Here is an 11,652-nt window from a genome sequence, read left to right on the forward strand (position 1 = left end):
ATTGGAAGGTATTGGCGCAATGACCCCCTCGCAGGCTTTCACGCCCTCTTATTCCGTGTTGGAACAGACGGAGGACGCCTGCCGCGTGTCCATCCCGCTGGCGGCGGACGCGGCCTGCTTTGACGGCCATTTTCCCGGCTTCCCCGTGCTGCCCGGCGTGGTGCAGCTGCATTGGGCGGCGCGCATCGCCGCCCGGACCCTGGGCAGCGCCGGCGCTTTCGCCGGCATGGATCAGATCAAATTCACCGGCATCGTCCGGCCGGGCGACGCCTTGGAACTGGTGTTGCAACTGGACGCGGCCAATGGCCGCCTGAATTTCGTCTATGAAGTGGCGGGCCGGAAAATGTCTTCCGGCCGGCTGCGGATGCAAGCGCAATGAGCTTCCGTCCCTGTCTGATCATTCCCTGCTACAACCACGGCTCCACCATGGGCGGAGTCTTGGAGCGGCTGCGGCCTTACGGCGTGCCCGCCTGGGTGGTGGACGATGGCAGCGAGGAAGCTACCCGGCAGACGCTGGAGGCGCTGGCGCGCGCGGAGCCCTGGGTGCGTCTGCTACGTTTGCCGCGCAACGGTGGCAAGGGCGCCGCGGTCATGCATGCGATGCGGCTGGCTTACCGAGAAGGCTACAGCCATGCTTTGCAAGTGGACGCGGACGGTCAGCACGCGTTGAGCGACGTGCCGCGTTTTTTGGCGCGGGCGGCGGAGCGGCCCGACGCGGTGATCGCCGGCCGTCCCTTGTACGACGCCAGCGTGCCCAAAGCTCGTCTATACGGCCGCTATCTGACCCATTTCTGGGTCTGGATTGAAACGCTGTCCTTCGATATCGCCGATTCCATGTGCGGCTTCCGCTGCTACCCGTTGGCGGCGACGGAGGCTTTGCTGCGGCGAACCCGCATTCCGCGGCGGATGGATTTCGACATCGAGATCATCGTGCGTCTGCATTGGGCCGGCGCGCCGGTGCTCAACCTGCCGACCAGGGTGACGTATCCGAGCGGCGGCCTCTCCCATTTCGACGCCCTGCGCGACAATGCCCGCATCAGCCTGATGCACACCCGGCTGGCCTTGGGCATGCTGCCGCGCGCGCCGCGCTTGCTGCGCCGTCGCTGGCGCGAGGCGCGCGCATGAGCTGGGCGGCCACCGCGGAGCGCGGCTCGCTGCTGGGCATGAAAATCCTGCTGGGCTTCTACCGCCTGCTGGGCGCGCGCTCGGTGCGGCTGCTGCTCTATCCCATCGTCGCCTATTTCTTTCTCACCGGCCGCGCCGCGCGCGCCGCCTCGAGGGATTTTCTGCGGCGCGCGCGCGCCGCCGACGGCGATCTGTCGCCCGTCCGCGCGCGGGACGTCTACCGCCATCTCTACAGCTTCGCCGAAGCCGCCGCCGACAAAATGGCGGCCTGGGCCGGAGGCCTGCCGCCGGAGGCGGTGGCGGCTTCGGGCAGCGACGATATGCGGACGCTGTTGGCGAGCGGGCGCGGGGCGCTGCTGGTGGGCTCGCACCTGGGCAATCTGGAAATGTGCCGGGCGCTGGGACACACGGCCGGCGCGCGCCGGGTCAACGCCGTGGTCTACACCCGGCACGCCGCGCGGTTTTCCCGTTTGCTGGCGACGGCCAGCGGCGACTACGCCGTCAACCTGATCCAGGTGCAGGACATGGGCGTGGACACCGCCATCCTGCTCAAGGACAAGATAGACAACGGCGAGTGGGTGGTGATCGTCGGCGACCGCACCCCGGCCAGCGACAACGGACGAGTGCAGCGCGCCGAGTTCCTGGGCGGCTCCGCCGCCTTCGCGGAAGGGCCGTGGATTCTGGCCAGCCTGCTGGAGTGTCCGGTCTATTTGCTGTTCTGCCTCAAACGGCAGCGGCGTTACCACATTACGCTGGAGCCGTTCGAGGAACGGCTCCGCCTGCCGCGCCACGAGCGCGGCGAGGCCCTGCGGCGGACGATTCAGCGTTACGCCGATCGCCTGGCCTGGCATGCGCGGCGCTCGCCGCTGCAATGGTTCAATTTTTACGATTTCTGGCGCGCTTAGGCCGGAAGCGACAGCTGCCGCGTGGCGCGGCGAGAAAGAGTCCGTAGTGATGAAGAGCAAGGAGGCGCTCAGCGTGGGCGCCGGACGTTTGACGATTGAAGACGTGTGCGCGGCGGCGCAGGGACAAGTGCAAGTGGAGTTGGCCGGCGGCGCGTTTCCGGAACGCATCGAACGCGGCGCCGCCTTCCTGGCCGGCCTGCTGGCCGAGGGCGGCGAAGTCTACGGCGTCAACACCGGTTACGGCGACAACTGCACGGTGACGATTCCCGCCGCGCTGGTGGCGGAGCTGCCGCTGCATCTGACGCGCTACCACGGCTGCGGCCTGGGCGACTACCTGGATGAAGCGTCCACGCGCGCGGTGCTGCTGGCCCGGCTCAATTCCCTGTCCCAGGGCGTGTCCGGCGTACGCTGGCTATTGCTGCAAAGACTGGCCGCCTTGCTGCGGCACGATGTGCTGCCGCTGATTCCGGCCGAGGGCTCGGTGGGCGCCAGCGGCGATTTGACGCCGCTGTCCTATGTGGCCGCCGTCTTGTGCGGCGAGCGCGAAGTGCGCTACCGGGGCCAAGTGCGGCCGGCGGCGGCGGTATTGGCCGAACTGGACCTGCCGCCGCTGACGCTGGCGCCGAAAGAAGGGCTGGCCTTGATGAACGGCACGGCGGTGATGACCGGCCTGGCCTGCCTGGCCTTCGCCCGCGCCGAATACCTGACCCGGCTGAGCGCGCGGCTGACCGCGCTGTCCTGCCTGGCCTTGAAAGGCAATCGCGGTCATTTCGCGCCGGAGCTGTTCGCGGTCAAGCCGCATGAAGGCCAGAACCAGGTGGCCGCCTGGATCTACGCCGATCTGGACGACGGCGGCGAAGCGCGCGAACAGATCCGCCTGCAAGACCGTTACTCCATCCGTTGCGCGCCGCACGTCATCGGCGTGCTGCGCGACGCCTTGCCCTGGCTGCGCCGCGACATCGAGAACGAACTGAACAGCGCCAACGACAACCCCATCATCGATCCGGACCTGGAGCGGGTGTTGCACGGCGGCCATTTCTACGGCGGCCATATCGCTTTCGCCATGGACGGCATGAAGAACGCGGTGGCCAATCTGGCCGACCTGATGGACCGGCAACTGGCGCTGCTGGTGGACACCCGCTACAACCACGGCCTGCCGCAGAATCTGTCCGGATCGCGCGGCGAACGGGCCGCGATCAACCACGGCTTCAAGGCGGTGCAGATCACTGCCTCGGCCTGCGCGGCGGAAGCCTTGAAGCTGACCATGCCGGCCTCGGTGTTCTCCCGCTCCACCGAATGCCACAACCAGGACAAGGTCAGCATGGGCACCATCGCCGCGCGCGACGCGCTGCGCGTGTTGCAGCTGACCGAACAAGTGGCGGCCTGCCTGACGCTGGCGGCGGCGCAGGGCGTGCGCTTGCGGCGGCAATCCGGCGAGCTGGATATCAGCCGGCTGCCGCCGGCGCTGGGCGATTTCGTGGCCGAACTGGAGACGCTGTCCCCCTTCCTGGACGAGGACCGCCGCCAAGACGGCGAACTGCGCCTGGCGATAGAGCGGATTCAGCAACGCGCCTGGAGCTTGTACTGATGGCGGTGGAAGCCAAGGCGGCCGCGTCCTTGCCGGCGGCGGAGATCGAAATCGAGATTCCCTTCCACGACGTGGACGTGCTGCACGTGGCCTGGCACGGCCATTACGTGAAGTACTTCGAACTGGCGCGCACCGCGCTGCTGCGCAGCTTCGACTACGACTACCCGCAGATGCGCGATTCCGGCTACGCCTGGCCGGTGACCGAGTGCTATCTGAAATACGTGCGCCCGGCCCGCTACGGCCAGCGGGTGATCGCGCGCGCGCAACTGACGGAATACGAAAACCGCCTCAAGGTGGTTTACCAACTGCGCGACGCCCTCAGCGGCGAAAAACTGACCCAGGGCCACACCGTGCAAGTGGCCTTGGACCTGGCCGACGACATGGCGCTGCAGTTCGTCACGCCGGCGGTGTTGTGGAACAAACTGGGCATCCCATGCGAGGAATGACGATGTTGAAACCGTGGACGCGCCGCGCAGGCGGCTTGCTGGCGCTCTTGCTGGCCGGGCTTGCGCCGCTGGCGCAGGCCGAGGATTTGCTGAGCCAGATTTCCAGAAAGCTGGCGGCGAACTCGGTCTTGCACGCGGATTTCGCGCAGAGCCGGCAGATGGCCGCCTTGAAAAAGCCGCTGCAGTTGTCCGGACGCATGGTGTTGTCGCGTGAAAACGGCGTGATCTGGTCCATCGTCAAACCGTATCAACTGGGCTATGTGATGACGCCCAAGGGCGTGAGCGAACTGCTGCCCGACGGCAGCCGCCGCGAGCGGGCCAGCCGCGACATCCCCGGCATCGGCTCGGTGGAAGGCTTGTTCCGCGGCTTGCTGGCCGGGGACAGGAATTTGCTGCAACAGCACTTCGCGGTGGAGGCCAAGGGCAGTCCCGCCGCCTGGACCCTGTTGCTGAAGCCCAAGCCGGGGCCTTTGCAAAAAGGCCTGGGCGCGGTGGAGCTTTCCGGCGCCGCGCAGCTGGAACGTGTGTCGCTGACCGAGCCCGGCGGCGACAGCACGCAGATCCGCTTCAGCCGGATTGATGCGCAAAGCCCGCTGAGCGCCGAGGAAAGCCGCTTGCTGGGAGGGCGTTGATGCGCAAGCGCTTTTATGGTTGGCTGGCGCTGATGCTGCTGTGCCTGGCCTCGCTGCTGCCCTATCTGGGGCGGCCCTTGCCGGTGCAGACCAATATGCTGGCGATGCTGCCGGACGACGCGCGCCAACCCGAGGTGGAGCGCGCCTTGGCGCAACTGGCGGCCAAGGCGGGCGAGCGCCTGGTGGTGATGGTGGGGCATCGCGATCCGGCCCAGGCCAGCCGCCTGGCGGAACAGGCGGCCGCCCGGCTGCGCGCCCTGCCGGCCTTGCGCTCGGTGCAAGGGAAAATAGGCGACCTTGACCCGGCGCGCCTGTTGCGGCCTTACGCCCCTTACCGCCACGGCCTGTTGACCGACGCCGACCGCGAGGGGCTGAGGCAAAACCCGCAAGCGTATCTGGAAACCCTGTTGCTGCGTCGCTTGAGCCTGCCAGGACAGGGCGCTTTCGGCCTGCCGCTGGCGGAGGATCCCTTCGGCCTGTTCGGCAATGTGTTGGCCGCGCTGCCTATGGCCAAGTCGTCGTTGCAGATCAAGGACGGCTGGCTGGCGACGGAGCGAGACGGCGTGTCCTGGCGCTTGCTGAGCGCGCCCTTGAACGGCGACGCTTACGATCCGGCGCTGCAGCAAGTCCTGAGCCGCGAAGTGGCGGAACTGCGCACGCTGGCGGAGGCCGGCGGCGGCCAGCTGGCCGCCACCGGCGCGGTGCTGTTCGCCGGCGAGGCGCGCGGCGGCGCCGAAGCGGAAATGAACAGGATAGGCAGCGTGTCGATGGCGGCCGTCATCGGCCTGATGTTGCTGGTGTTCCGCCGGCTGCGCCATCTGGCCTTGTCCGGCGCGGTGATCGCCGCGGGCACGCTGACGGCAGTGGCCGCCACCCTGGCGGTGTACGGCCAGTTGCACTTGCTGACCCTGGTGATGGGCGCCAGCCTGATCGGCGTGGCGATAGACTACTCGACCCATCTGTTCGCCAGCCAGTTGCAAGACGGGCCGGATTGGGACGTGGAGCGAGCGCTGGCCGCCATTCATCCGGCCATCCGCATGGGGCTGCTGACCACCTTGCTGGGCTACGGCGCGCTGGCTCTGCTGCCGTTTCCGGGGCTGCGCCAGATCGCCTTCTTCTCCAGCGCCGGCCTGGTCGGCGCCTATCTGACCGTGCTGTGGTGCGTGCCTTGCTTTGTGCGTCAGGCCGCGCCGGCGTCGGCGCGGGGCATTCTGCCGCCGATAGGCCGCGCTTTCGACCGTTACTGCCAATTCATGCGCGGCCGCCGCCTGGCCGCGCTCTTGCTGGCGCTGGGCGCGCTGTCGCTGCCGGGGCTGGCCCGATTGCAGGCGGACGACGATGTGCATCAGTTGATTCGGCCCTCGGCTGAACTGCTGGCGCAGGAACACTTGATTCGAGAGCTGGCGGGGCAGGGCAATAGCCGCCAGTTCTTCCTGCTGGAAGCGCCCAGCGAAGCCGCCTTGCTGCGCCTGGGCCGGCAGTTGGACGGCCGCCTAGACGCCTTGGTGAGCGCCGGTCAGCTGCAAGGCTATCAATCCTTGTCCAGCTTGCTGCCGCCGCCGGAGCGGCAACAGGCCGACCATGCGCTGCTGCAAGACGCGATGCGACGCGCCGGCCGGCAAGTGCTGCAGGACGCCGGCGTGCGCGACGAGATCGCCGGCGGCTATCTGGCCGGCCTGGCGCGGCCGGGGCCGTCCTTGACGGCGGAAACGCTGCTGGCTCAGCCGCTGGCCGCGCCGCTGCGCCACCTGTGGCTGGGGCGGCACGACGGAGCCTGGCGCATGGCGGTGATGCCGGGCGACTTCCGCAAGCTGGACGCTTTGCGGCAAGCGGCGCAAGGGCTGGACGGCGTCACGCTGGTGGACAAGGCCGCCAGCGTGTCCGAACTGTTCCGCCAGTTTCGCGAAGCCTCCACGCTGATGTTCGCGCTGTCGCTGCTGGCCATCGTGGCGCTGATGCAGCGCCGTTACGGCTGGCGGCGCGCGCTGCTCTTGGCCGCTCCGGTCAGCCTGGCGGTGCTGTTCACCCTGGGCGCGCTGGGCTGGCTGGGCGTGAGCGCCAATCTTTTCGTCGTGCTCGGCTTCCTGATGGTGCTGGGCGTGGGCGTGGACTACGCGATCTTCGTGGAAGAGGGCCGCCGTCATCATCAGCAGGCGGCGTTGCTGGCGGTGGGGCTGTCGGCCTTGACCACCTTGCTGTCCTTCGGCTTGCTGGCCGCGAGCGCCACCCCCGCGGTCAGCAGCTTTGGTTTGACTCAATTGATAGGCGTGGGCCTGGCGGTGCTGCTGGCGCCTATGGTGACCCTGTTCAAAACCGGGGACGCGGGAAGGGCCGAGCCATGTTGAAACTGCTGCCCCTGCTGTTCTTGCTCGCCGCTTGCGCCGGCGGCGGCCATTGCGTCCGCCTGCCGCAAACCCCGGCCTACTGTCTGCGGCAACCCGCCGAGACTTATAACGCCAGCCAGTTGGTGACGGCGAGCGGCAGCGGTTTTCGCGAACTGTCCTTGCTGCAGCTGGAGGCCGATGGGCAGCGGCTGTCGCTGGCGGCCTTGTCGCCGTTGGGCCAGCCCTTGCTGAGCGCCGGCTGGGACGGCCAACGCTGGAGCGCGAGCTCGCCGTTCGGCCGCCGGGTCAGCGACCAGGGGCCGGCGATGCTGGCCCTGGCGCAATGGCTGCACCTGCCCGAGGCCGCCGTTCTGGACGGCTTCGGCCGCGCGCCCGCCTGGTGGCTGCACGCGGCGGACGGCCAGCGTCGGCTGATGAACGGCGACCAAACCTTGCTGATCGACGCGCCGACGCCCAAGGGGCGGCGCGTCCGGCTGCCGCAACTGGGCATGACGCTGGAGATCGAATCCTTGGCGGCGATGGCGCCGGAGGCGGAGGCTCAATGACGGTTTATCTGAACGAATTGGCGATGATCAACGCGCTGGGCCGCGAGCTGCCGGAGATCCACCGGCGCTTGCTGGCCGGCGACTGCGGCGGCATGTGCGAGGAGGCCGGCGCGGTGGTGGGCCGGGTGGCGGGCGCGCTGCCGGAGATCCCGGCGGAGCTGGCCCGCTACGACAGCCGAAACAACCGGCTGCTCCTGGCCGCGCTGGAGCCCTTGTGCGCTCGCGTGGAGGCGCTGGTCGCGCGCTACGGGCGTCATCGGATCGGTGTGGTGCTGGGCACCAGCACCTCGGGCATCCTGGAGACGGAGCTGGCGGTCGCCGCCGAGGCGGCCGGGCAGGCGCGGCCGGAGCGCTACGATTACGCACAGCAGGAAATGGGCAGCCCGGCCTTGTTCCTGGCCGAGCTGTTGCGGCTGGACGGCGTCGCCTATGTGGTCTCCACCGCTTGCTCTTCCAGCGCCAAGGCGGTGGCCGCCGCCGCCCGCTTGTTGTCGCAAGGGCTGTGCGACGCGGTGATTTGCGGCGGGGCGGACAGCCTGTGCCAGCTGACCCGGCAGGGCTTCGCCGCCCTGGAGTCCGTCAGTCCCGTCTTGTGCCAGCCGATGAGCGCGCGACGCCGCGGCATCAATATCGGCGAGGGCGCCGCCTTGTTCATCGCCAGCCGCGAGCCGGGCCCGGTGGCCTTGCTGGGCTACGGCGAAAGCAGCGACGCCTGGCATATGTCGTCGCCGCACCCGGAAGGCCGCGGCGCGGAGGAGGCGATGCGGCGGGCCTTGCGAATGGCCGGCGCGGAGGCGGCCCAGGTGGGGTACGTGAATCTGCACGGTACGGCCACCGTCAAGAATGATGAAATGGAAAGTCTGGCGATGCGGCGGGTGTTTCCCGACGGCGTGCCGGCCAGTTCCACCAAGCCCTTGGTCGGCCACCTGCTGGGGGCCGCCGGCGCCACCGAGCTGGGCTTCGGCTGGCTGGTGCTGAGCGACAGCCGGCGCCGGCTGCCGCCGCATGTCTGGGACGGCGCGGCGGACCCGGCCCTGCCGGCGCTGAAACTGACGCAAGCCGGCGCTGCGCTGCCCGCGGGGCGGCCGCTGGTGATGAGCAACTCTTACGCCTTTGGCGGCAATAACGTGTCGCTGTTGCTGGCGGCAACAGCGACGGACGAGAACGAACACGCATGATGTTACCGGCTATCACCGAAGTCTTGCCGCACCGCGGCGGCATGTTGCTGCTGGAGGCGGTGCAACGCTACGACAGCGCAGGCCTGGAGGCGCGCGCCACGCCGGACGCGGCGGCATGGTACGCGGACGCCGCCGGCGATATGCCGGCCTACATCGGCATCGAACTGATGGCCCAGGCGGTGGCCGCCTGGGTGGGCCTGACGGCGCGCCAGGCGGGGCTGCCGGTCAAGCAGGGCGTGCTGTTGGGCACGCGTCGTTACCAGCCGGCCTGCGCGGCGTTCGCCGCCGGGCGGCCGCTGCGGGTGACCGCCAGCCCGGTCTATCGCGACGAGTCCGGCATGGGGTCCTTCCTGTGCGAGATCGCCTGCGGCGAAGACCGGCTGGCCGAGGCCACCATCAATGTGTTCGAACCGGAAGATTTCGCCTTATTTCTGCAGGAAAGCAGCGCACAATGAAAAAAAGAATCCTGATCACCGGATCCAGCCGGGGCATAGGCCGGGCAGTGGCCTTGCAACTGGCGAGAGACGGCTTCGACGTGGCCATCCACTGTCGCAGCCGCCGTGAAGAAGCGGAGGCCGTGGCAGCGGCCGCCTGCGCGGAGGGCGCGGCGGCGACGCTGATGCAATTCGACGTCAACGACCGCGAGGCCGCGCGCGCGGCCATCGAAGCGGACATCGCCGCCAACGGCGCGTTCTGGGGCGTGGTGCTGAACGCGGGCGTGACCCGCGACAACGCCTTCCCGGCGCTGGAGGGCGAAGACTGGGACCTGGTGGTGAACACCTCGCTGGCCGGTTTCTACAATGTGACCCATCCGCTGATCATGCCCATGGTCCGCGCCCGCAGCGGCGGCCGCGTCGTCACCCTGTCCTCCGTCTCCGGCGTGATGGGCAACCGCGGGCAAGTGAATTACAGCGCGGCCAAGGCGGGCCTGATCGGCGCCACCAAGGCGCTGGCGGTGGAACTGGCCAGCCGCAAGATCACGGTGAACTGCGTGGCGCCGGGCCTGATCGACACTGATATCCTGGAAGGCGCTCCGGTGGACGAGGCCCTGAAAATGGTGCCGATGAACCGGGTGGGGCGGCCGGAGGAAGTGGCCGCTCTGGTGGCCTTCCTGATGTCCGACGGCGCCGCCTACATCACCCGCCAGGTGATAGGCGTGAACGGAGGCATCGTCTGATGCGCCGCGTCGTGATCACCGGCATGGCGGGCATTACCAGCCTGGGCCATGACTGGCCCGCCATCGCGGCCAAGATCCGGGCCGGCCGCAACGGCGTGCGCGCCATGCCGGAGTGGGACGGCTTTCCGGATTTGAACACCCGCCTGGGCGCCCCGGTGGACGACTTCGCGCTGCCGGCCCACTATCCGCGCAAGATGTCCCGCGCGATGGGACGAGTGGCGCAAATGGCGGTGTGCGCCACCGAACGCGCCCTGCTGGACGCCGGCCTGCTGCAAGACCCCTGCATCAAGGACGGCCGCATGGGCGTGGCCTACGGCTCCTCGTCCGGCAGCGTGGCGCCGATACAGGCCTTCGGCCAGATGTTGGCCACCGGCTCCATGGCCGGCGTCACCTCCACCAGCTACATCCAGATGATGAGCCACACCGCCGCGGTCAATATCGGCTTGTACTTTGGTCTGACCGGCCGGGTGATTCCCACCGCCAGCGCCTGTACTTCCGGCAGCCAGGCCTTGGGCTACGCCTACGAAACCATACGTTTCGGCCGCTGCGACATGATGATAGCCGGCGGCGCGGAGGAAATGTCGGCCGGCGGCGCGGCGGTGTTCGACACCTTGTACGCCACCAGCCAGCGCAACGACGAGCCGGCGCATACGCCGCGGCCCTTCGACCGCGACCGAGACGGCCTGGTGGTGGGCGAGGGCGCTTGCACCCTGGTGCTGGAGGAGCGCGAGCACGCGCTGGCGCGCGGCGCCGCCATCTATGCCGAAATCTGCGGCTTTGGCACCAATTCCGACGGCAGCCACATCACCCAGCCGGAAGCGCCGACCATGGCGCGCGCGATGCGGCTGGCGCTGGACGACGCCGGCCTGTCCGCCGGCGCGATAGGCTACGTCAACGCCCACGGCACCGCCACCGACCGCGGCGATATCGCGGAAACCCAGGCCACCGCCGCCGTGCTGGGGCGGGCGCCGATCAGCTCGCTGAAAAGCTATTTCGGCCACACCCTGGGCGCTTGCGGCGCGCTGGAAGTGTGGTTGACGGTGGAAATGCTGCGCGAAGGCTGGCTGGCGCCCACGCTGAACCTGGACCGGGTGGACCCCGCTTGCGGCGAACTGGACTACCTGACCGGGGCCATCCGCCGGGCCGATGTCGAATACGCGATGAGCAACAACTTCGCCTTCGGCGGCATCAACACATCCCTGATTTTGAAACAGGCCGGTTAAAGCGGCCAGGAGAGAAAACATGCGTCAACTACGCGCTTATATTGCAGCCCTGCTTTTGGCGATGACCGCCGTTTCCGCGCAGGCCGCGCCGGCCAGCGTGCCGGTGCGCGACGTGACCGACCAACTGGTGGCGCGCATGGACGGCAAGCCGATGACCGCGGACATGTTGCGTCGCGCCATCATCGCCGGCGCCGGCAGCAAGGGCTGGGTGGTGGTGGCCGACGGCGAAGGCAAGCTGCTGGCCAGCCTGGACGTGCGCGGCAAGCACCAGGCCAAGGTGGCCATCAGCTACGGCGCGGACCGCTACAGCGTCAAATACCTGTCCGCCAACAACCTGAACGTGGAAACCAAGAGCGAGAACAAAAACTATAGCGGCGCCGCGGAAAAAGCGCCGGTAGGCACCGTGCTGATCCACCCCAACTACAACCGCTGGGTCTCCATCATGGTGCAAGAGATCCAGGCGTCGGCCAACCAGATCGCGCCTTGAA

13 protein-coding genes are annotated in these 11,652 nt (G+C 68.5%); all 13 read left to right on the forward strand.

Annotation, left to right across the window (positions count from 1 at the left end):
• Window positions 1–19: 19 nt before the first annotated feature.
• Genes HQN78_RS25095 through HQN78_RS25155 form a run of 13 tightly spaced genes read left to right on the forward strand, consistent with a single transcriptional unit; the run spans window position 20 to window position 11,651 of the window.
• Window positions 20–379 carry a 3-hydroxyacyl-ACP dehydratase FabZ family protein gene (locus HQN78_RS25095; protein WP_235087099.1) on the forward strand — a complete coding sequence of 120 codons (360 nt, stop codon included), beginning with the start codon at window positions 20–22 and terminating at the stop codon, window positions 377–379.
• On the forward strand, window positions 376–1,125 hold the full coding sequence (locus HQN78_RS25100) for a glycosyltransferase family 2 protein (RefSeq protein WP_235087101.1): 750 nt from the start codon (window positions 376–378) through the stop codon (window positions 1,123–1,125). The genes HQN78_RS25095 and HQN78_RS25100 overlap by 4 nt, the downstream gene beginning before the upstream one ends.
• Entirely contained in the window at window positions 1,122–2,030 is a 909-nt protein-coding gene (locus HQN78_RS25105) for an acyltransferase (RefSeq protein WP_235087104.1), read from the forward strand. Before HQN78_RS25100 ends, HQN78_RS25105 begins: the two co-directional genes overlap by 4 nt.
• Before the next feature lie 49 nt (window positions 2,031–2,079).
• Window positions 2,080–3,618, forward strand: a complete 1,539-nt coding sequence (gene hutH / locus HQN78_RS25110) for a histidine ammonia-lyase (RefSeq protein ID WP_227108604.1) — start codon at window positions 2,080–2,082, stop codon at window positions 3,616–3,618.
• On the forward strand, window positions 3,618–4,064 hold the full coding sequence (locus HQN78_RS25115) for a thioesterase family protein (RefSeq protein ID WP_235087106.1): 447 nt from the start codon (window positions 3,618–3,620) through the stop codon (window positions 4,062–4,064). The genes hutH and HQN78_RS25115 overlap by 1 nt, the downstream gene beginning before the upstream one ends.
• A 2-nt stretch (window positions 4,065–4,066) precedes the next feature.
• On the forward strand, window positions 4,067–4,696 hold the full coding sequence (locus tag HQN78_RS25120; protein WP_227104655.1) for an outer membrane lipoprotein carrier protein LolA: 630 nt from the start codon (window positions 4,067–4,069) through the stop codon (window positions 4,694–4,696).
• Window positions 4,696–7,041, forward strand: coding sequence for an MMPL family transporter (locus HQN78_RS25125; protein ID WP_227104653.1), 2,346 nt, complete (start codon window positions 4,696–4,698; stop codon window positions 7,039–7,041). The genes HQN78_RS25120 and HQN78_RS25125 overlap by 1 nt, the downstream gene beginning before the upstream one ends.
• The gene (locus tag HQN78_RS25130) at window positions 7,035–7,586 is read left to right on the forward strand and encodes a DUF3261 domain-containing protein (RefSeq protein WP_227104651.1); all 552 of its coding nucleotides are present in this window, start codon (window positions 7,035–7,037) and stop codon (window positions 7,584–7,586) included. The genes HQN78_RS25125 and HQN78_RS25130 overlap by 7 nt, the downstream gene beginning before the upstream one ends.
• Window positions 7,583–8,764, forward strand: a complete 1,182-nt coding sequence (locus HQN78_RS25135; RefSeq protein ID WP_235087108.1) for a beta-ketoacyl-[acyl-carrier-protein] synthase family protein — start codon at window positions 7,583–7,585, stop codon at window positions 8,762–8,764. Before HQN78_RS25130 ends, HQN78_RS25135 begins: the two co-directional genes overlap by 4 nt.
• Window positions 8,761–9,219, forward strand: a complete 459-nt coding sequence (locus tag HQN78_RS25140; protein ID WP_227104646.1) for a hypothetical protein — start codon at window positions 8,761–8,763, stop codon at window positions 9,217–9,219. Before HQN78_RS25135 ends, HQN78_RS25140 begins: the two co-directional genes overlap by 4 nt.
• Window positions 9,216–9,941: a 3-ketoacyl-ACP reductase FabG2 gene (locus HQN78_RS25145; RefSeq protein WP_235087110.1), complete on the forward strand. Its 726-nt coding sequence runs from the start codon at window positions 9,216–9,218 to the stop codon at window positions 9,939–9,941. Before HQN78_RS25140 ends, HQN78_RS25145 begins: the two co-directional genes overlap by 4 nt.
• Window positions 9,941–11,164 carry a beta-ketoacyl-ACP synthase gene (locus HQN78_RS25150; RefSeq protein WP_370646580.1) on the forward strand — a complete coding sequence of 408 codons (1,224 nt, stop codon included), beginning with the start codon at window positions 9,941–9,943 and terminating at the stop codon, window positions 11,162–11,164. Before HQN78_RS25145 ends, HQN78_RS25150 begins: the two co-directional genes overlap by 1 nt.
• A 19-nt stretch (window positions 11,165–11,183) precedes the next feature.
• Window positions 11,184–11,651 carry a hypothetical protein gene (locus HQN78_RS25155; protein WP_166451958.1) on the forward strand — a complete coding sequence of 156 codons (468 nt, stop codon included), beginning with the start codon at window positions 11,184–11,186 and terminating at the stop codon, window positions 11,649–11,651.
• The last annotated feature ends 1 nt before the right edge of the window (window position 11,652 follow it).

The sequence above is a fragment of the Chromobacterium sp. Beijing genome (genome assembly GCF_021496765.1).
GTDB lineage: Bacteria > Pseudomonadota > Gammaproteobacteria > Burkholderiales > Chromobacteriaceae > Chromobacterium.